This is a genomic window from Streptomyces sp. P13-3-3, assembly GCF_050571355.1.
Lineage (GTDB): Bacteria > Actinomycetota > Actinomycetes > Streptomycetales > Streptomycetaceae > Streptomyces > Streptomyces althioticus.
On the sequence record NZ_CP192228.1, the window covers coordinates 2698866 to 2718540 of the forward strand.

The 19675-nt window shown below is 73.9% G+C and carries 22 protein-coding genes; 6 read left to right on the forward strand and 16 right to left on the reverse strand.

All coding sequences use genetic code 11. From position 1 onward, the window contains the following. Positions 1-57 precede the first annotated feature (57 nt). From ACQZOG_RS12265 to ACQZOG_RS12275, 3 genes are all read right to left on the reverse strand, one after another. Positions 58-1215, reverse strand: a complete 1158-nt coding sequence (locus ACQZOG_RS12265; RefSeq protein WP_033276947.1) for an ROK family transcriptional regulator — start codon at positions 1213-1215, stop codon at positions 58-60. Positions 1216-1323: 108 nt separating this feature from the next. Further along, a complete protein-coding gene (locus ACQZOG_RS12270) occupies positions 1324-1986 on the reverse strand; it encodes a response regulator transcription factor (protein ID WP_033276948.1) in 663 nt (220 codons plus the stop codon). A 14-nt stretch (positions 1987-2000) separates the two neighbouring features. Next, complete coding sequence (locus ACQZOG_RS12275) at positions 2001-3155, reverse strand: sensor histidine kinase (protein WP_033276949.1); 1155 nt, start codon at positions 3153-3155, stop codon at positions 2001-2003. Between the two features lie 107 nt (positions 3156-3262). On the opposite strand from ACQZOG_RS12275, the gene ACQZOG_RS12280 reads away from it, so the two are divergent. From ACQZOG_RS12280 to ACQZOG_RS12290, 3 genes are read left to right on the forward strand one after another with little or no spacing between them, the layout of a single operon-like run. Next, on the forward strand, positions 3263-4183 hold the full coding sequence (locus ACQZOG_RS12280) for an ATP-binding cassette domain-containing protein (protein WP_058915661.1): 921 nt from the start codon (positions 3263-3265) through the stop codon (positions 4181-4183). Between the two features lie 2 nt (positions 4184-4185). Further along, positions 4186-4911 (forward strand): ABC transporter permease, encoded by a 726-nt coding sequence (locus ACQZOG_RS12285; RefSeq protein WP_261674691.1) that lies wholly within the window; start codon positions 4186-4188, stop codon positions 4909-4911. Positions 4912-4966: 55 nt separating this feature from the next. Continuing rightward, positions 4967-5404, forward strand: coding sequence for a hypothetical protein (locus ACQZOG_RS12290; RefSeq protein WP_387759738.1), 438 nt, complete (start codon positions 4967-4969; stop codon positions 5402-5404). A 24-nt stretch (positions 5405-5428) separates the two neighbouring features. On the opposite strand, the gene mug is transcribed toward ACQZOG_RS12290, so the two are convergent. The 7 genes from mug to ACQZOG_RS12325 all read right to left on the reverse strand — a co-directional run bounded on the left by mug (position 5429) and on the right by ACQZOG_RS12325 (position 12316). After that, a complete protein-coding gene (gene mug / locus ACQZOG_RS12295) occupies positions 5429-5929 on the reverse strand; it encodes a G/U mismatch-specific DNA glycosylase (protein ID WP_261674689.1) in 501 nt (166 codons plus the stop codon). A 44-nt stretch (positions 5930-5973) separates the two neighbouring features. After that, positions 5974-7416 carry an adenylosuccinate lyase gene (gene purB / locus ACQZOG_RS12300; RefSeq protein WP_230227228.1) on the reverse strand — a complete coding sequence of 481 codons (1443 nt, stop codon included), beginning with the start codon at positions 7414-7416 and terminating at the stop codon, positions 5974-5976. Between the two features lie 73 nt (positions 7417-7489). Further along, positions 7490-8281, reverse strand: coding sequence for an SGNH/GDSL hydrolase family protein (locus ACQZOG_RS12305; protein WP_033276955.1), 792 nt, complete (start codon positions 8279-8281; stop codon positions 7490-7492). 70 nt (positions 8282-8351) lie between these two features. Beyond that, positions 8352-9365, reverse strand: coding sequence for a hemolysin family protein (locus tag ACQZOG_RS12310; RefSeq protein WP_033276956.1), 1014 nt, complete (start codon positions 9363-9365; stop codon positions 8352-8354). After that, entirely contained in the window at positions 9362-10735 is a 1374-nt protein-coding gene (locus tag ACQZOG_RS12315; RefSeq protein WP_033276957.1) for a hemolysin family protein, read from the reverse strand. Before ACQZOG_RS12315 ends, ACQZOG_RS12310 begins: the two co-directional genes overlap by 4 nt. Before the next feature lie 157 nt (positions 10736-10892). Next, positions 10893-11330 carry a GNAT family N-acetyltransferase gene (locus ACQZOG_RS12320; RefSeq protein WP_058915660.1) on the reverse strand — a complete coding sequence of 146 codons (438 nt, stop codon included), beginning with the start codon at positions 11328-11330 and terminating at the stop codon, positions 10893-10895. A gap of 167 nt (positions 11331-11497) precedes the next feature. Next, positions 11498-12316 (reverse strand): ABC transporter ATP-binding protein, encoded by an 819-nt coding sequence (locus tag ACQZOG_RS12325; RefSeq protein ID WP_230227221.1) that lies wholly within the window; start codon positions 12314-12316, stop codon positions 11498-11500. Positions 12317-12490: 174 nt separating this feature from the next. Here ACQZOG_RS12325 and ACQZOG_RS12330 point away from each other — a divergent pair, with 174 nt between their 5' ends. Further along, the gene (locus tag ACQZOG_RS12330; protein WP_033276959.1) at positions 12491-12730 is read left to right on the forward strand and encodes a hypothetical protein; all 240 of its coding nucleotides are present in this window, start codon (positions 12491-12493) and stop codon (positions 12728-12730) included. A 3-nt stretch (positions 12731-12733) separates the two neighbouring features. Continuing rightward, the gene (locus ACQZOG_RS12335; RefSeq protein WP_163088078.1) at positions 12734-13108 is read left to right on the forward strand and encodes a fic family toxin-antitoxin system, toxin component; all 375 of its coding nucleotides are present in this window, start codon (positions 12734-12736) and stop codon (positions 13106-13108) included. Here the strand turns inward: ACQZOG_RS12335 and ACQZOG_RS12340 are convergent, their stop codons facing one another. Genes ACQZOG_RS12340 through bioB form a run of 4 tightly spaced genes read right to left on the reverse strand, consistent with a single transcriptional unit; the run spans position 13109 to position 17108 of the window. Beyond that, complete coding sequence (locus tag ACQZOG_RS12340) at positions 13109-13807, reverse strand: class I SAM-dependent methyltransferase (RefSeq protein ID WP_037638390.1); 699 nt, start codon at positions 13805-13807, stop codon at positions 13109-13111. Positions 13808-13863: 56 nt separating this feature from the next. Beyond that, positions 13864-14592 (reverse strand): dethiobiotin synthase, encoded by a 729-nt coding sequence (gene bioD, locus ACQZOG_RS12345; protein ID WP_037638388.1) that lies wholly within the window; start codon positions 14590-14592, stop codon positions 13864-13866. Position 14593: 1 nt separating this feature from the next. Further along, entirely contained in the window at positions 14594-15880 is a 1287-nt protein-coding gene (locus ACQZOG_RS12350) for an adenosylmethionine--8-amino-7-oxononanoate transaminase (RefSeq protein ID WP_037638385.1), read from the reverse strand. Continuing rightward, positions 15873-17108 (reverse strand): biotin synthase BioB, encoded by a 1236-nt coding sequence (gene bioB, locus ACQZOG_RS12355; RefSeq protein ID WP_037638384.1) that lies wholly within the window; start codon positions 17106-17108, stop codon positions 15873-15875. Before bioB ends, ACQZOG_RS12350 begins: the two co-directional genes overlap by 8 nt. 147 nt (positions 17109-17255) lie before the next feature. Here bioB and ACQZOG_RS12360 point away from each other — a divergent pair, with 147 nt between their 5' ends. After that, positions 17256-18383 (forward strand): 8-amino-7-oxononanoate synthase, encoded by a 1128-nt coding sequence (locus tag ACQZOG_RS12360; RefSeq protein ID WP_058915659.1) that lies wholly within the window; start codon positions 17256-17258, stop codon positions 18381-18383. 88 nt (positions 18384-18471) lie between these two features. Here ACQZOG_RS12360 and ACQZOG_RS12365 read toward each other — a convergent pair whose 3' ends face one another. After that, complete coding sequence (locus ACQZOG_RS12365) at positions 18472-18696, reverse strand: DUF397 domain-containing protein (protein ID WP_058915658.1); 225 nt, start codon at positions 18694-18696, stop codon at positions 18472-18474. A gap of 9 nt (positions 18697-18705) precedes the next feature. Further along, a complete protein-coding gene (locus ACQZOG_RS12370; protein WP_058915657.1) occupies positions 18706-19566 on the reverse strand; it encodes a helix-turn-helix domain-containing protein in 861 nt (286 codons plus the stop codon). Between the last annotated feature and the right edge of the window lie 109 nt (positions 19567-19675).

Here is a 19675-nt window from a genome sequence, read left to right on the forward strand (position 1 = left end):
ACGCTCTTTCTGACGCACGGTCGACGCGCCGTGGGCTCGTTCCACGGCGCGCGCACGTCAGCGGCGCGCCGTGACCGTGCCCTCCACGGCGAACAGCTGCTCCTCGACATGGTCGAGTGCCAGCCGCACCGCGCCCGTCGCCACCGCCGCCTCGCCCAGCAGGGACAGGGTGACCTCCGGCGGGCGCAGGCAGTAGCGGGCCAGCTCGCGGCGCAGCGGCTCCAGCACCCCGTCGAGACCGGCCGCCCAGCCCCCGATCACGACCAGCTCCGGGTCGAGCGCCAGCACCAGCGCCGCCACGTCGTGCACCAGCCGCTGGATGAAGCGGTCCATCGCCGCCAGCGCCCGCTGGTCGCCCCGACGCGCCTGCGCGAACACCTGCGCCACGGCCTGCTCGTCCAGCGGGTGCAGCGGCTCGTCCGTGGTCGACAGCAGCGTCTCCGGCGTCGCCTCACGCCCCAGCAGATGCAGCGCCCCGATCTCGCCGGCCGCGCCGCCGTACCCCCGGTGCAGCCGCCCGCCGATGAGCGAACCGGCCCCCGGGCTCAGTCCCGCCAGCACGAACACCACGTCGTCGCGGCCCTTCGCCGAGCCCTTCCAGTGCTCCGCGACCACCGCCGCATTGGCGTCGTTCTCCACCAGCACCGGGCACGCGAAGGAACGGCTCAGCCGCTCACCGAGACTCAGCCCCGTCCAGCCGGGCAGCGCCGTGCCCAGCCGCACCGTGCCGTCCGCGTCGACGATGCCGGGGGTGCCCACACCGACCGCCCGCAGCGAGCCGCGCGGCACACCGGCCCGCCGCAGCAGCTCCGCGACGGCCGCCCGCAGCCGGTCCAGACGCTCGTCGGCGTCGACCGTCTCGTCCACGTCGCGCACCTGCGCGCCGATCACCCGGCCGTCCAGGTCGGCCAGCAGCGCGGCCACCCGGTGCACGCCGATCTCCAGGCCCAGCAGATGCCCCGCCTCCGCCCGGAAGCGGAACCGCCGCGCCGGGCGGCCCTGACGGCGTGCGGCGCCCTCGTCGGCCGCCGCCTCCACGACCAGACCCGCCTCGATCAGACCCTCCACGACGCCCTCGACGGTCGGCCGGGACAGCCCCGTCACCCGGGTCACCTCGGTCAGCGTCGCGCAGTCCGTCGCCCGCAACGCGTGCAGCACCACCGCGGAGTTGATCCTCCGCAGCAGCGAGGGATCCCCGCCGGTCAGCCGACCCACCGTCCGTCCTCCCAGCTCGTGCGCGTGTTGGGCGGATCGTACTCGGCGCCGCGCACCCCGGCGACCACCGGGCGGACACCCCCGCGACCCCGCCCCCGCACGGCCCGCTCAGCCCGGCGCCACGAACCCCGACTCGTACGCCGTGATCACCGCCTGCGTCCGGTCCCGCGCGCCCAGCTTCGCCAGCACGGCGCTCACATGCGACTTCACCGTCTCCGTGCCGACCACGAGACGCGCGGCGATCTCCGCGTTCGACAGCCCACGCGCCATCAGCCGGAGCACCTCGCCCTCCCGTTCGGTGAGCCGGGCCCGCTCCAGCGCGGCGCGGGCCGCGCGGTTCCCGCCGCCCTCGCCGTACTCGGCCGCCAGCTGCCGTACCGACGCGGGGAACAGCAGCGACTCGCCCTCGGCGATCAGCCGCACGGCGTGCACGATCTCCGCCGGCCGGGCCCGCTTCAGCAGGAACCCGTCCGCCCCGGCGCGCAGCGCCTCGTACACGTACTCGTCGTTCTCGAACGTCGTCACCACGAGGATCTTCGGCGGGTCGGGCACCGTCCGCAGCAGCGCGCGCGTGGCCTCGATGCCGTCCAGCAGCGGCATCCGTACGTCCATGGCGACCACGTCGGGGCGCAGCTGCCGCACCAGCGGGATCACCGCCGCGCCGTCGGCCGCCTCCCCGGCGACCTCGATGTCCGGCTGCGCCTCCAGCACGGCCCGCAGCCCCGCGCGCACCAGGGGCTCGTCGTCGACGAGGAGCACTGTGACCGGCATCCGGCCAGCGTAGATCAGCCCAGGGGCAGTTCGACCCGCACCCGCCAGTCGCCGTCGCCGTCCGGTCCGGTGTGCGCCCGCCCGCCGAGCAGCGCCGCCCGCTCGCGTATCCCGCGCAGACCGCTGCCACGGCCCGGAGCGGGCCGGTCGTCCGGCAGCCGATTGCGCACGTCGAGGGTGAGCAGACCGTCCGCCGCCGCCACGCGGACCCGGGCGGGCACCGCGCCCGCGTGCCGCAGCACGTTGGTCAGCGCCTCCTGGAGGATGCGGTAGCCCTCGCGGGAGACGGGGCCCGGCAAGGTCTCCACCGGCCCGGTGACCTCGGCGTCGACCTCCGCGCCCGACGCGCGCGCGGACTCCAGCAGCCGGTCGGCGTCGGTGAGCGTCGGCCGGGCGCTCGCGGGCCGCTCCGACTCGCGGAGCACGCCGAGCACCCGCTCCAGGTCCTCCAGGGCGGCCCGGCCCGTCTCCTCGATGGCCGCGAGGGCGCGTTCGGTGAACTCCGGGCTGTTCGCCGCGCGGGCGGCGCCCGCCTGCACGACCGCCACGGTCAGCGCGTGACCGATGGAGTCGTGCAGCTCGCGCGCGATCCGGGTGCGTTCGAGGAGCTGCTCGGTGCGCTCCTCCACGGCCGCGAGACGCTCGGCGACCGACGGGCCCAGCAACCGCCGCGCGACGGTGGTGAGGACCGCGCCGCCGCCGGCCACGAGCGCGTACAGCGCGACGAGCGGCAGCGGCGCCAGCAGGCCGAACGCCCAGTTCGGCGGGCCCGCGACCTGCGGCAGGTCCTCGGTCCTGTGCCCCGCCGTCCGCGCGGCCAGCGCGTACGCCACGACCGGCAGCCAGAGCATCGCGTACGCGACGACCCCGCCGAGCAGCGTGCGGAACTCCAGCCACAGCACGGTCCGCCAGCGGTCCCGCCAGGCCGTGGCCGGACGCGTGGCGAAGTCCGGGTCCGCCTCGTCAGGGGTGAGCAGCAGCCTCGCCTGCATCACCTCGGCCTCCCGCACCCGCGGCAGCAGCCCCAGCGGCACCAGCACCAGCAGCGGGACCCACGGCAACGCCGGCTGGATCCACAGCCACACGCTGACCCCGGCCATCGGCACCCACATGTGCAACAGCCGGGTGTACGTCCTCCCGCGGACCAGCGGGCGCAGCAGCCGAACCATTCCGTCATCCTGACACCTGGCGCCGACAACGGGTTCCCCCGCACGGGGGAGACGATCTCCACCCACGGGGGAGGCCCCGCACGGGGCCGGTCCACCACGCTGATGCCATGACCAGCATCGACGTCCGCGACCTCACCAAGGAGTACGGCACCCGACGAGCCGTCGACGACCTGACCTTCACCGTGCCGCCCGGCCGCGTCACCGGCTTCCTCGGCCCCAACGGCGCCGGCAAGTCCACCACCCTGCGCCTGGTGCTCGGCCTGGACCACCCCACCTCCGGCTCGGCCGGCCTCGGCGGACGGCCGTACGCGTCCCTGCGCGAACCCCTGCGCACCGTGGGCGCGTTGCTCGATCCCGGCGCCGCGCTCGGCTCCCGCACCGGCCGCGACCATCTGCGCATCCTGGCGGCCACGCACCGCATCCCGGACCGCCGGGTGGACGAGGTGCTGGAGGAGACCGGGCTGGCTCCCGCGGCCCGCCGCCGGGTGCGGACGTACTCGCTCGGCATGCGGCAACGGCTCGGCATCGCCGCAGCGCTGCTCGGCGACCCGGAGGTGGTGATGCTCGACGAGCCGTCCAACGGCCTCGACCCCGAGGGCATCGTGTGGATCCGCGGCCTGCTGCGGCGGCTCGCGGACGAGGGGCGGACCGTGCTGGTGTCCAGTCATCTGATGAACGAGACCGCCTCGTTCGCCGACCACCTGGTCGTCCTCGGCCGCGGCCGGCTGCTGGCCGACACCCCGCTGCGGGAGTTCATCGACGCGCGCGTACGGCCCGCCGTCCGGGTGCGCACCTCCGACCCGGGCGCGCTGGAGAACGCCCTGGCCCGGCACGGCCACCAGGCGGTACGTCATCCCGACGGCCACTGGACCGTGCCCGACGCGCGCGTGGACGACGTCGGGCGCCTCGCCTCCGCCGCGGGGGTGCCGCTCCTCGAACTCACCGCGGACGAGGGCACCCTGGAGCAGGCCTACCTGGACCTGACCGCCGCGGAGACCGAGTTCGCCACCCAGCCCCAGGAGGTCTGACCGTGCCGTTCGCCCCCGTGTTCCGCTCCGAGTGGCTGAAGATCCGCACCGTCCGCTCGCTGCTCGCCACCCTGCTCGTGCTGTTCGCGGTGACCACCGCGTTCTCCGCGCTCGCCACCCAGGACCCCGAGGACCAGGGCGCCGACCCGCTATTCGCGGCCCTGTCCGGCACCGCGCTCGGCCAGATCGCCGCCATCACCTTCGGCTCCCTGGCCGTGTCCGCCGAGTACCGCGAGGGCGCCGCCGTACGGCTGTCGCTGACGGCGGTCCCGCGTCGCGGGCTGTGGTTCGCAGCCAAGGCGGCCGCGATCGCCGCCGTCGTGTCCGTCGTGGCCCTGGTGACGTCCCTGGCGGCACTCCTCGCCGGGCTGGCCGGGCTCGGCGACGCGGCGGACGGCCTGACCACCGCCGACCAGGTCCGCGGTGTGGCCGGCGGAGCCGTCTACCTCACGCTCATGGCGCTGTTCGCGGCCGGGCTGGCGACGCTGCTGCGCAGCGGGGTGGCCACCCTGTCGGTGCTGATCCCGTTCGTCCTGATCGTGTCGTTCGTCATCGGTGACGCGCTCGGGGCGGTCGCCGACTTCCTCCCGGACCGCGCGGGGCAGGCGGTGCTGCGCAGCGAGCCCGAGGGAACCCTCGGCCCGTGGACGGGACTTGCCGTCACCGCGTGCTGGACGGCCGCGGCCCTGCTGGCCGGTGCGTGGCGGCTGCGCCGTCAGGACGCCTGAGGAGTGGCCGGTTGACCCGCCGCCAACTGTCAGTGGCGGCGGCTTTACTGGAGCCATGAACCTCGCCCGGCACATCGCCCTCATCGACGAGCTGTGCTTCCGGCCCTTCCCGGCGGAGCACGGTCCGTCGGACGTCGGCTTCTCGGGACCGGGCCACCATGTCGCCGTGCTGGAGACCGGCGACCGCCCGGACCTCGACCCGGCGGGCCGGGCGGTGACGGTGGACCAGTTCGAGAAGGACCGCGACGCGGTGTACGAACTGCTCGCCTCCCGCTGGGGCGACACCGACCCGTACAACCTGCGGACGGTGCAGCTGCGCACGGAGCGGGAGGACATACCCGAGCTGTGGGGCCGGCTGAGTCACCACGCGGGCGTGGCCTGGCTGTGGGAGGTGCGGGGGACCGGCCGCTGGGTCGCCGTAGCGCTGGCCGACCGGGACCCGAGCGGCCCCGTGCAGCTCCTGGCCGTGGTCACGGAGACGGCGCCGCCCTAGAAGGCACCGCCCCTCAGGGACGCGTCACTCCTGCTCCGCCGCCTCCCGCAGCCGCGCGAACTCCTCGGCGAGCGCCGCCGGCGTCCAGTGCGCGTTCAACCCGCTGGGATTGGGCAGCACCCACACCCGTGACTCGCCGATCGTCCTCACCTGCGGCCCCACCTTGGCCGCACGGTCGTCGAACGCCGCGCGGTAGGCGGTCACGCCGAGCACGGCCAGCCAGCGCGGACGCAGCCGGCCCACCTTCACGGCGAGCTCCCGCCCGCCCTCCCGGTACTCCTCGGCGCTCAGCTCGTCGGCCCGCGCGGTCGCCCGCGCCACCACGTTGGTGATGCCCAGCCCGTACGTCAGCAGCTCCCGCTGCTCCGACGGCGGCAGCAGCCGCGGGGTGAAACCGGAGCGGTGCAGCGCGGGCCAGAAGCGGTTCCCCGGGCGGGCGAAGTGATGGCCGGTCGCGGCCGTCATCAACCCCGGGTTGATGCCGCAGAACAGCACCCGCAGACCGTCCGCGACCACGTCCGGCACCAGACGGTCGCGGGCGGCCTCGAGTTCCTCCTGGGTGAAGCGCCTCAGAGGATCGCCCCAGGGGTGTAACCGGCGGCCTCCGGGTGCTGCTTCACGATGGCGTCGATCCGGGCGACCACGGTGGCGACCTGGTCGCTCGCGGCGCCGGTGAAGGACAGCTTGTCCGCCATCAGCGCCTCCAGCTCGCCGCGGTCCAGCGGCAGCCGCTCGTCGTCGGCGAGCTTGTCGAGCAGGTCGTTGCGCTCGGCACCCTGCTCGCGCATCGCCAGGGCCGTGGCTACGGCGTTCTCCTTGATCGCCTCGTGCGCGACCTCACGGCCGACGCCCGCGCGGACCGCGCCCATCAGCACCTTGGTGGTGGCGAGGAACGGCAGGTAGCGGTCCAGCTCCCGGGCCACGACGGCCGGGAAGGCGCCGAACTCGTCGAGCACGGTCAGGAACGTCTCCAGCAGGCCGTCGAGCGCGAAGAACGCGTCCGGCAGCGCGACCCGGCGTACCACCGAGCAGGACACGTCGCCCTCGTTCCACTGGTCGCCGGCCAGCTCGCCGGTCATCGAGGCGTAGCCGCGCAGGATCACCATCAGGCCGTTGACGCGCTCGCAGGAGCGGGTGTTCATCTTGTGCGGCATCGCGGACGAGCCGACCTGGCCCGGCTTGAAGCCCTCGGTGACCAGCTCGTGCCCGGCCATCAGCCGGATCGTCTTCGCCAGCGACGACGGCGCGGCGGCGAGCTGCACCAGCGCGGTGACGACCTCGTAGTCCAGGGAGCGCGGGTAGACCTGGCCGACGGAGGTGAACGCCTGGGAGAAGCCCAGGTGGCCGGCGATCCGGTTCTCCAGCTCGGCCAGCTTGGCGGCGTCCCCGCCGAGCAGGTCGAGCATGTCCTGCGCGGTGCCGACCGGGCCCTTGATGCCGCGCAGCGGGTAACGGCCCAGCAGCTCCTCCAGCCGCCCGTGGGCCACCAGCAGCTCGTCGGCGGCGGTCGCGAAGCGCTTGCCCAGGGTGGTGGCCTGCGCGGCCACGTTGTGCGAGCGGCCGGCCATGACCAGCTCGCCGTACTCCCCGGCCAGCTTGCCGAGGCGGGCCAGCACGGCCACGGAGCGGTCGCGCATCAGCTCCAGCGAGAGCCGGATCTGCAGCTGCTCGACGTTCTCGGTGAGGTCGCGGGAGGTCATGCCCTTGTGCACGTGCTCGTGCCCGGCGAGGTCGTTGAACTCCTCGATCCGCGCCTTCACGTCGTGGCGGGTGACCTTCTCACGCTCGGCGATCGAGGCGAGGTCGACGGTGTCGAGGACCCGCTCGTAGTCGGCGATCGCCGACTCGGGCACCTCGATCCCGAGGTCCTTCTGGGCCTTCAGCACGGCGAGCCAGAGCTGCCGCTCGAGCCTCACCTTCTGCTCGGGCGACCAGAGCGTGGCGAGCTCGGCGGAGGCGTAGCGTCCGGCGAGGACGTTCGGGATACGGGGCTTGGCGGGCGCAGCAGTCACGTACAGGGAGTCTACTGGCGATTCGTGCAGGCCCGCGCCACGGGGTGACCTGGAGGAACGTACGAAAGGGCCACTACGCCGTCTCGTACGGCAGCAGCTCGGGGCGCTTGGGCGGCAGGCCGTCCCCGGACGAGCGGCCGGTGAGCCGGCGGCCGATCCACGGCAGCAGGTGCCGGCGCGCGAACCGCACGTCCTCGACCCGGCGCGCCACCCAGTGCGGCGGCAGCGTCGCATCCGGGGGCAGGTGCCACTCCGGGTCCTCCGCCGGGTAGCCGAGCGTCTGCCACACCGCCTCCGCGACCCTGCGGTGCCCCTCGCCGGTGAGGTGCAGCCGGTCCACGTCCCACAGCCGCGGGTCGCCGAGCGCGGGCGCCCCGTACAGGTCGACCACCACCGCGCCGTGCCGGTCGGCGAGCTCGTCGACGACCTCGAACAGCGCCTCCATGCGGGGGCGGAAGCGCTCCAGCACGGGTCCCTGGCGGCCCGGGCTGCGCATCAGCACGAGCTGCTCGCAGTGCGGGGACAGCCGCTCCACGGCCTCGGTGAGCAGGTCCCGCACCCGGACCATGTCGCACTTGGGGCGCAACGTGTCGTTGAGACCGCCGACCAGGGTGATCACGTCGGCGCCCATGGCCGCCGCGCGGTCGACCTGCTCGTCGACGATCTGCTGGATCAGCTTGCCGCGCACCGCGAGGTTGGCGTACCGGAAGCCGGGCGTGACCGCGGCCATCCGGGCCGCGAGCAGGTCGGCCCAGCCGCGGTAGGTGCCGTCGGGCAGCAGGTCCGACATGCCTTCGGTGAAGGAGTCGCCCAGGGCCACGAGGCTGGCGTGGGCGGGGGTGCTGGGAGCGGGGTTCGTCTGCATGGCGACAGAAATGGTAGCCCCTGGCACATACCCGCCGGTCGGTCACCTTCCCCCGGGCGGCCGGAGCCGGTCAGGCGCGCTGCCCGAACAGCTCCCGCAGCACGTCCTCCATCGTCACCAGCCCCGCCATCCGTCCGTCCGCGCCGAGCACGGCCGCCAGATGCGTGCGGCTGCGCCGCATCGCGGTGAGCACGTCGTCCAGCGGCGTGCTCTCCCTCACCCGCGCGATCGACCGCATGTCCCGCAGCCGGAACGGCATGTCCCGCGGCGAGGCGTCCAGGGCGTCCTTGACGTGCAGATAGCCGACGATCCGCCGCTGCTCGTCCACCACGGGGAACCGCGAGAAGCCGGACGCCGCAGACAGCCCCTCCAGCTCCTCCGGCGTGACGCCCACGCGCGCGTAGACCACCCGTTCCAGCGGCAGCACCACGTCCCGCACCGGACGCCGGCCCAGCTCCAGCGCGTCGTTCAGCCGCTCGCGGGCCCGCTCGTCGATCAGGCCCGCCTCACCGGAGTCCTTCACGATCTGCGCCAGCTCGGCGTCCGAGAACGACGCGGCCACCTCGTCGCGCGTCTCCACCCGCAGCAGCTTCAGCAGCGTGTTCGCGAAGGCGTTGACGGTGAAGATCACCGGGCGCAGCGCACGGGACAGCGCCACCAGCGGCGGACCCAGCAGCAGCGCGCTGCGCACCGGCTCGGCGAGCGCGATGTTCTTCGGCACCATCTCGCCCAGCAGCATGTGCAGATACGTGGCCAGGGTCAGCGCGATCACGAAGGACACCGCGTGCCCGGCGCCCTCCGGGACGCCCACCGCGTGGAACACCGGTTCCAGCAGATGCGCGATGGCCGGCTCGGCGACGATGCCGAGGATCAGGGTGCACAGCGTGATCCCCAGCTGTGCCGCCGCCAGCAGCGCCGACACGTGCTCGAGCCCCCACAGCACCCGCTTCGCGCGCCGGTCGCCCTCGTCCGCGTACGGCTCGATCTGGCTGCGGCGCACCGAGATCAGGGCGAACTCCGCGCCGACGAAGAAGGCGTTGGCGACCAGGGTGGCCAGGCCGATCAGCAGCTGTACGGCGATCATCGGCGGGCCCCCGGGTCGTCATGGGTGTCTGCGGACGCGGTCCGGTCGTCGTCCGGCTTCTCGTCGTCGAGGGGCGCCCGCATCAGCACGCGTGCCGCGCGGCGGCCCGAGGCGTCGGCGACCTCCAGATGCCAGCCCGCGACCTCGACGGAGTCCCCGTTCTCCGGTATGCGGCCCAGCTCGGCGGCCACCAGCCCGGCCAGCGTCTCGTACGGGCCCTCCGGGGCGCGCAGCCCCACCCGGGCCAGCTGGTCCAGGCGCGCGGAGCCGTCGGCGGAGAAGAGCTCGTGGCCCGCCTCGTCGGTGCCGGCCCGCGCCAGGTCGGGCGTCTCGTGCGGGTCGTGCTCGTCGCGGACCTCGCCGACGACCTCCTCCACGATGTCCTCCAGGGTGGCCACGCCCGCCGTGCCGCCGTACTCGTCGATGACCACGGCCATGGTGCGGCGGCCGGACAGCCGGTCGAGCAGCCGGTCCACGGTGAGCGAGCCGGGCACCAGAAGCGGTTCGCGCATCAGCTCCGACACGGGCACCTCGGTACGGCGTTCGGCGGGCAGCGCGAGCACGTCCTTCACGTGCGCCGTGCCGACGACCCGGTCCAGCGTCTCGCGGTACACGGGGAACCGGGACAGCCCGGTCGCCCGGGTCACGTTGGCCACGTCCTCGCAGGTCGCGCTCTCCTCCAGGGCGATGACCTGCACGCGGGGCGTCATCACGTTCTCCGCCGTGAGGTCGGCGAGGTTCAGCGTGCGGACGAACAGCTCGGCGGTGTCCGGCTCCAGGGCGCCCTTCTTGGCGGAGTGCCGGGCCAGCGCGGCCAGCTCCTGGGGGCTGCGCGCGGACTCCAGCTCCTCGGCCGGCTCCAGCCCGATCCGGCGCACCATCCGGTTGGCCGAGTTGTTCAGATGGGTGATGAACGGGCGGAACGCGGCGCTGAACCAGCGCTGCGCGTTGCCCACCCGCTTCGCGACCGCGAGCGGCGAGGAGATCGCCCAGTTCTTCGGCACCAGCTCGCCGACCACCATCAGGAACACCGTCGACAGGCCGGTGCCGATCACCAGCGCCAGCGAGCGGGCCAGCGACTCGGAGGCGCCGAGGTCCCGCAGCGGGCCTCCGATCAGCGCGGCGATCGACGGCTCGGACAGCATGCCGACCACCAGATTGGTGACGGTGATGCCGAGCTGGGCCCCGGAGAGCTGGAAGGTCAGGCTGCGGACGGCCTTGAGCGCGCCGGCGGCGCCCCGCTCGCCGCGCTCCACCGCCCGCTCCAGCTCGGCCCGCTCGACCGTGGTGAGGGAGAACTCGGCCGCCACGAACGCCCCGCACAGGAGCGACAGCGCGATCGCCGCCAGCAGCAGGAGCACTTCGGTCATCGGGTCACCTCCGTCCCATCGTCGGACAGGACGGAGTCGGACGCGCGGTGTCGGCGGCAACCGGAGGCGGGCCCACGAGCGGTGACACGACCTTTCACGGAGGACCGGACGGCCCTCACCGGGAGGAGGAGGGACAGGGAGACCGGCGGGCCGTGGATCACCCGGTGAGGGGCTTCACCCAGCGCCGCCAGCGTTCCTCCGGCGCATACCCCGCCGCGCCCCACGCATGATGGGCGGTCTCGTTGCGCTGCAGCACCATCGCGTCGGCCCGGCGCCCGCCGAGCGCCGCGAACCGCTCCTCCGCGGCGGCCAGCAGCGCCGTGGCGATGCCCTGGCGGCGGTGGTCCGGGTGCACCGCCAGCCGGTACAGATGGCACCGCCAGCCGTCGAAGCCCGCGATCACCGTGCCGACCAGCTCCCCGTCCCGCTCGGCGAGGATCAGGGCCTCCGGGTCGCGTGCGACCAGCCGCTCCACGCCGCTGCGGTCGTCGCTGATGCTGGTGCCCTCGGCGGCCGTCTTCCAGAAGGCCAGCACGGCGTCGAGGTCGTCGGGGCCGGCGGCCCGGATCCGCGGTGCGCTCGTAGGTTCACTCATGCGGCCGATCCCAGCACGGTCGCGGCGGGATGATCACGGAATTCCACCATGCGGACCGGTGGTGGGACGGCCGGCTCACTCGTGCCGTACGACCAGCCCCACGCCCTCGGTGTCCCGCACCCGGTCGGTGACCTCCGGCGGGAACGGCACGAAGGTGGCGTTCTGGATCACGAAGCGCCCGGCGGCACCGCACCGTCCGAGACCGTCGCGCCCCGCACGACGTCGAACCGCTTCATCCGCTCCAGGACCGACTCCGCCGTAGGGCGGTGCGTCGCGTCCACGATGCGGCCGTCCGCCAGGAACAGGACCAGGTCCGAGTGGGCGGCGGCGCCGGGGTCGTGGGTGACCATGACCACCGTCTGGCCCAGCTGATCCACCGCATCCCGCAGGAAGCCCAGCACTTCGAGGCCGGCCCGGGAGTCGAGGTTGCCGGTCGGTTCGTCGGCGAAGATCAGCTCGGGCCGTGAGGCCAGCGCCCGCGCGCAGGCCACCCGCTGCTGCTGGCCGCCCGACAGCTGTGCGGGCCGGTGCTTCAGGCGGTCCCGCAGGCCCAGCGTGTCGATGACTCGGTCCAGCCACGCCTCGTCGGGCTTCCGCCCGGCGATGTCCATGGGCAGGGTGATGTTCTCGCGTGCGTTCAGCGTGGGGATCAGGTTGAACGACTGGAACATGAACCCCACGCGGTCACGCCGCAGCCGGGTCAGCTCACGGTCCTTCAGCCCCGTGATCTCCGTGTCGCCGAGCCACACCTGACCGGCCGAGACGGTGTCGAGCCCGGCCAGGCAGTGCATCAGCGTGGACTTGCCTGAGCCCGACGGCCCCATCACCGCGGTGAAGCGGCCCCGCACGACGTCCACGTCCACCGAGTCCAGGGCGATCACCGCCGTCTCACCCGAGCCGTACGCCTTGGTCAGTCCGCGGGCGCGGGCCGCGGTGCCGTCGGGCGACGCGGGGCCGGGGGTGTGCTCCTCAGCGGGTGTGGACAAGGCCGCCTCCTCCGGTGAACAGCCGGGTCGAGCATGTCGCGCCGAGGGTAAGGCGGCCCGGTCCGCGCGAAACATCCCCCGCGAGTGCCGGATCCGGACACCGATGTAAGGGACACATGAAGTCACGCGCCTGTTTCCTTGCCCCCGCTAGCAATACGGCGCTAGCTTCGAGGTATGGCGAAGACTCAGCTGAACGTGCGCGTGGACGAGGGCACCGCCCGCGCGGCCCGGGAGCGTGCCCTGGCGCGGGGCATCAGCGTCAACCGCTACATCGAGGAACTCGTCCGGCAGGACACCGGCGAGGCCGGACGCGCCTTCGTCGAGGCCGCCTCCGACTTCATGAAGCAGTACGAGAGCGTCTTCGCCGAGGAGTTCGGCCGGGACCGCGAGGGCACGCGAGAAGGCCGCCGCTGACCCTTGGACCACGTACGCATCGACCTCGCCTGGCTGCTCATGCTCGCCGAGCAGCAGACCCCCGGAGACCCCCAGGTCACCGACTGGGGCGCCCTGATCGCCGCCGTCGCCCGGCACGACGCCGAGATATTCGACGTCCCCGTCTACGACACCCCGCACGGCCGTGCCGCCGCGCTGCTCCAGCTGCTGATCCACGTCCCCGCGCTGGAGCGCTCCAACGCGCTGTTCGCCTCCGCCGTCGCGTACGCCTACCTGGTCGCCAGCGGCCTGAAGGTCGTCACCTCGCCCGAGCAGGTGCGCGACCTGGCCCGCCTGGTCAAGACGGGCGACGCGGACGTCGACGCCATCGCGGCCGAACTGCGCCGCTGGTGCGCCTGATCACCCGCCGCCGGCCCCCGCGTCCGACGAGGGCCGCCACGCGGTGCCGATGACGCAGAACGACTGCGGCAGCGCGGGCCCGTTCTCGGGGATCGTCATGCGCCGGTAGGGGCCCAGTTCGAAGCCGGCCTCGCGTAGCGCCGCGACCGCGTCCCGGGACAGATGGCAGCCGCCCGCGAGCGGCGGCCACAGCGTCCGGTCCAGCGCCCGCTGGGTGGCGTGCATGACCCGCCCGCCGCCCGCGCCGTGCTCGAAGAACCGCACCTCGCCGCCGGGCCGCAGCACCCGCCGCACCTCGGCGAGCGCCCGCGGCACGTCCCGCACGCTGCACAGCACCAGCGACAGCACCGCCGCGTCGAACGCCTCGCTCTTCACGGGCAGCGCCTCCGCCACCCCGGGCGCCACGTCCACCGGCATCTCCGCCCGCAGCGCCGCCTCCACGGCCAGCGCGCGCAGCGCACGCTCCGGCTCCATCGCGACGACCTCGGAGACCGCGCCCGGATAGTGGGCGAAGTTCAGGCCGTTGCCCGCGCCGATCTCGATCACCCGCCCGGACAGACCGCCGAGCAGCCTGCGCCGTACGTCCGCCATCCCGCGGCTCTCGGCCGCGGCGCTGCAGCGGGCGTACCAGCGGGCGAAGACCGGATGGTGCACAGGATCCCGCACCGCCTGCGCGGAGCGGGAGGACCGCACCTGCATGGGGGCCTCCCCGGGTCGGGCCTACGGCGATTCTCCCCGTCGGCCCGCCCGCCGAATCACCGTGCGCGGGAAGGCGCCTCCCGCGCGTGGAAGGCCTCCGCGTCCCAGACGCCCTCCAGCCGGGGCGCCAGCCAGTGCGGGGCCGCGGCCCGGAAGGCGGTCGGGTCCAGGTGTCCCGCGCCCTCGGGGACGGCGCCCAGCAGCGGCACGCCGGTGACGTCCGGCAGGTCCAGCAGGTTGCAGCGTTCGGCGAGCCCCGGGTCCACGGGCCAGCTCCCGATCACCACGCCCACCGGGTCCAGACCGCGCCCGCGCAGCTCCCGGACCGTCAGCTCCGCGGCGTTGAGGGTGCCGAGCCCGGCCGACGCGACCACCAGCACCGGCGCGCGCAGCAGCCCCGCCGTGTCCGCGAGCGTCCCGCCGGCCGCGTCGAACCGCACCAGCAGGCCGCCCGCGCCCTCCACCAGCACCATGTCGTGCTCGGTGGCCAGCTTGGCGGCCCGCTCGGCGATCTCGTGCGGATGCACGGGCGCACGCCCGGCCCGGCGGGCCGCCGTGGCCGGGGCCAGCGGCTCCGGGTAGCGGGCCAGCTCGTCCGACGTGACCGCACCGGCGAGCCGCACGACCTCCGCCGCGTCTCCCGGCTCGTCCGGGCCGACCCCCGTCTGCGCGGCCTTCAGCACCGCCACCGAACGGCCGCCCGCCAGCGCCGTCGCGGCGAGCGCGGCCGTCACCACCGTCTTGCCGACCTCGGTGTTCGTGCCCGTCACCACCAGCACCGGCATGTCATCCCTCCTTCGCCGCCGCGCACACCGCGCGGGTGATCCGCGCGACGTCCGCGTCGGCCGTGACGTACGGCGGCATCGTGTACACCAGGTCGCGGAACGGGCGCAGCCACACGCCCTCCCGCACGGCCGCCCGGGTGGCCGCGGCCATGTCGACGTCGTGGTCGAGCTGGACGACTCCGATCGCGCCCAGCACCCGCACGTCCCGCACCCCGGGCAGTCCGGCCGCCTCGGCCAGCCCGTCGCGCAGCCCGGACTCGATCCGCTTGACCTCCGCGCGCCAGTCCTGCCCCAGCAGCAGCTCCACGGAGGCGCACGCCACGGCCGCCGCCAGGGGGTTGCCCATGAACGTCGGGCCGTGCGCCAGCACCGGCACCTCGCCGCGCGAGATGCCCTCGGCCACCCGCGAGGTGCACAGCGTCGCCGCCATGGTGAGGTAACCGCCGGTCAGCGCCTTGCCGACGCACATCACGTCCGGCGACACCGCCGCGTGCTCCGCCGCGAACAGCGCGCCCGTGCGGCCGAACCCGGTCGCGATCTCGTCGAAGACCAGCAGCACGTCGTGCGCGTCGCACGCCTCCCGCAGCACCCGCAGATACGCGGGGGAGTGGAACCGCATGCCGCCCGCGCCCTGGACCACCGGTTCCACGATCACCGCGGCCAGCTCAGGGGCGTGCCGCCCGATCAGCTCCCGCAGATGCTCGGCGTACTCCTCCTCGTACGGACGGGGCGGGGCGTCCGCGAACACCTGGCGGGGCAGCACTCCGGACCACAGGTCGTGCATCCCGCCCTCGGGGTCGCACACCGACATCGGATGCCAGGTGTCGCCGTGGTAGCCGCCCCGCCAGGTCAGCAGCCGCGACTTCTCCGGACGGCCCAGCGAACGCCAGTACTGCAGGCACATCTTGACCGCGACCTCGACCGACACCGACCCGGAGTCGGCCAGGAACACGTGCTCCAGACCCTCCGGCGACATGTCGACAAGGAGCTTCGCCAGCCGTACGGCGGGCTCGTGCGTGAGCCCGCCGAACATCACGTGACTCATCCGGCCCAGCTGGTCGCGCACGGCCTCGTTGAGCACCGGGTGGTTGTAGCCGTGGATCGCCGACCACCAGGACGACATGCCGTCGACCAGCTCGCCCGACCCGTCGGCGAGGGTCAGCCGGACCCCGCTCGCCGAGGCGACGACGAGCGGTTCCTGACGCCCCGGCATGGGCCCGTACGGATGCCACACGTGCCGCCGGTCGAGCTCCAGCAGGGCGGCGACGGACGCGTCGGGCTCAGGCATTGGGCGCGAGGTCCGTTCCGGCGCCCCGGCGGCGCACGGCCACCAGGTCGGGACGCGGCTCGTCGGCGGAGGCGGCGGGCGCGGGCGCGGAGGCGGGCGCCGTCCCGCAGACGCCGCCGCCCTCGTGCGAACCGCAGCCGCCGCCCTCGTGGGACCCGCAGTCGGCTTCGGCGCCGTCGTGCGACCCGCACGCCCCGCCGCCCGCGTGGGACCCGCAGCCGCCCGCCCGGTGCTCGGGCAGGGTGACCTCCCCGGCGCCCTCCACCTCGAAGCCGGCGTCCGCGATCATCTCCAGGTCCGCCTTGCCGGCCTGGCCCTCGCTGGTGAGGTAGTCGCCCAGGAAGATGGAGTTGGCCAGGTGCAGCGCGAGCGGTTGCATCGTGCGCAGGTGCACCTCACGGCCGCCGGCGATCCGCACCTCGACGTCCGGGCAGACGAACCGCACCATCGCCAGGATGCGCAGGCAGCGCTGCGGCGTCAGGTTCCACTCCTTGGCGAGCGGGGTGCCCTCGAACGGGATCAGGAAGTTGACCGGCACCGAGTCCGGGTCCAGCTCACGCAGCGAGAACACCACGTCGACCAGGTCCTCGTCGGTCTCGCCCATGCCCGCGATCAGCCCGGAACAGGCGGAAAGCCCGGCCGCGTGCGCCTTGCGCACCGTGTCGACCCGGTCGGCGTAGGTGTGCGTGGTCGTGATCTCGCCGTACGTCGACTCGGACGTGTTGAGGTTGTGGTTGTAGGCGTCCGCGCCGGCCTCACGCAGCCGCTCCGCCTGGCCGTCGGAGAGCAGGCCCAGACAGGCGCACACCTCGACGTCCTCGTTCTGCTCCTTGATGGCCTTGATGGTGTCCGACACCCGGTCCACGTCCCGGTCCGTGGGGCCGCGGCCGCTCGCCACCAGGCACACGCGCTTCGCGCCCCCGGCGAGCCCCGCGGCGGCGGCCTGGGACGCCTCGTCCGGCTTCAGCCAGGTGTACTTGAGGATGTCGGCCTTCGAGCCGAGCCGCTGGGAGCAGTAGGAGCAGTCCTCCGGGCACAGCCCGGACTTGAGGTTCACCAGATAGTTGAGTTTCACCCGGCGGCCGAACCAGTGCCTGCGCACCTTCCCGGCCGCGGCCACCACGTCGAGCAGCTCGTCGTCGGTCGTCGCGAGGACGGCCAGCGCCTCGGCCCGTGTCGGCGTCTCGCGCCGAAGCCCCTTGTCCACCAGCGTGTTCAGCAGGTCCATGGGAGCCGATCCTGTCCTACGGGACCCGTCCGGGCCAAGGAGACTTCGGACAACAGAGCCGTCCGGCGGTGTGGGTATCACCACACCGTGTGCCGGGCGGTCTGCCGCTAATGTCTGTGCACTGCCTACAAATCCCGCGGAGGACCGATGGCGTTCGGCTGGATCGACGAGCAGGCGGCACTGCGCCGCACGGCCGGGCTCGTCCGCACGCTGCGGCCCCGACCGGCCGACACGCAGCTCCTCGACCTGGCGAGCAACGACTACCTGGGCCTCGCCCGCCACCCCGAGGTGACCGAGGGGGCCGCGCGGGCGGCCCGCACCTGGGGCGGCGGCGCGACCGGCTCCCGGCTGGTCACCGGCACCACGGAGCTGCACACCGAACTCGAGCGTGAACTGGCCGAGTTCTGCGGCTTCGAGGCCGCCTTGGTCTTCTCCTCCGGCTACGCGGCCAATCTCGCCGCCGTCACCGCCCTCGCCCCGCACGGCTCGCTGGTCGTCTCCGACGCGGGCAACCACGCCTCGCTGATCGACGGCTGCCGGCTGGCCCGGGGCGCGACCCAGGTGGTGGCGCACCGCGACCCGGACGCCGTGCGCAAGGCGCTGGACGGCCACGAGGGACCCGCGGTGGCGGTGTCGGACACGGTGTTCTCGGTGGACGGCGACGCGGCCCCGCTGCCCGCGCTGGCCGAGGCGTGCCGGGAGCACGGCGCGGGCCTGGTGCTCGACGACGCGCACGGGCTCGGCGTGCTGGGCGACGGCGGCCGGGGCGCCCCGCACGCGGCGGGCATCGCGGGCGACGAGGACGTCGTGGTGACGGTGACCCTGTCCAAGTCGCTCGGCGGCCAGGGCGGTGCGGTGCTGGGTCCTGCGCGGGTGATCGGCCATCTGGTCAACGCGGCGCGGACGTTCATCTTCGACACCGGTCTGGCCCCCGCCGCGGCGGGCGCGGCGCTGGCGGCGCTGCGGCTGCTGCGGCGCGAACCCGGGCGTGCGGCGCGCGCGGCCGAGGTCGCGCGCGACCTGCACGCCCGGCTGACGGCCGCGGGTCTGGAAGCCGTGCGTCCCGACGCCGCGGTCGTCTCCGTGCGCGCTCCGTCCCCGGAGCAGGCCGTGCGTTGGGCGGCCGACTGCCGGACGGCCGGTCTGTCCGTGGGCTGCTTCCGTCCTCCTTCCGTGCCCGACGGCATCTCACGGCTCAGACTGACCGCCCGGGCGGACCTGTCCGGGGCGGAGATCGAACGCGCTGTACGGGTGATCGGCGAAACGCGGCCATGAGTCGGCGGGGCACGGCCGTGCGTCGCGCGAGGGACGGATGGTCGGTGGGACGACGGGACTCGTCCCGTTCACGGAGCGGGACGCCGGATCAGTGGACCGCCGTCACGAAGCGGGCCCAGGCGTCGGGCGAGAAGAGCAGCGCGGGCCCGTCCGGGGCCTTGCTGTCGCGCACGGCGAGCAGTCCGGCCGACGGGCCGGCGGCCGGCCGGGCCGTCTCCACGCAGTTGTTCGCCCCCGTGCTGTAGCTGCTGCGCAGCCACCGCACCTCGCGCAGGGCGAGGCTGGAAGGGATGGTCCGAGGCGGTGCAGGCATCGTGCCTCCTTACGCGCCGGCCGCTGCGCCGGCGATGAATTCCGACGATTCCTCGGGTGAGAGGGCGTGGCTCGCCAGTGCCTCGAAGGCCTCCGAGTACGCCCGGAGGTCTTCTTTCCGTTCCAGGTAGTGACTAGTCGTCAAGTGGTCGTGCACCACCACATCCAGGTCAGATGTGCGCGGAAATGAAAAGATGACGAAGGGACCCGTCACACCGATGTGCGCGCCCGCGCTGAACGGCAGGACCTGCAACCGCACCTGCGGCAGCCGCGACGCCTCGACCAGCCGGTCCAGCTGACGCGCCATCACCTCGGGGCCGCCCACCTCCCGGCGCAGCACGGCCTCGTCCAGCACCGCCCACAGTTCCAGCGGCGGCTCGGCGCGCAGCACGTCCTGCCGGGCCAGCCGCACCTCCACCAGGGCGTCCAGGCGCTCCTCCGGAGTGCCCTCCAGAGCGGCCTGCGTCACCGCACGCGCGTACTCGGGCGTCTGCAGCAGCCCCGGGACCACGGTGGTCTCCAGGGTGCGCATCGCGCTCGCCTGCGACTCCAGACTGATGAAATCCCGGTACGTCGGGGGCAGTACACCCCGGTACGCGTGCCACCAGTGGTGGCGTCCGTCGCCGTCGCCGGTGCCCGACAGCACCAGCAGCAACTCCCGCAACTGCGGGTCGTTCACGCCGTAGACGTCGAGGAGTAACCGTACGTCGGCCGGTTTCGTCCCGCTCGTACCCGTCTCGATCCGGCTCACCTTCGACTGGTGCCAGCCCGCCAGCCGGGCCGCGTCGCCGCTCGTGAGTCCGGCCGCCGTGCGCAGCGCGCGCAGTTCGGCGCCCAGTTTTCTGCGGCGCACCGCGGGACCGTGCTGCATGGGCTTCTCCTTACTCCTTCCGGGCCGACCGGATACGGTCTCCCGTCGCAGAGTTCACCGCTTCGAGCGACAGATATATGCATATCTTGGTGGATCGCCGCGCGGCACC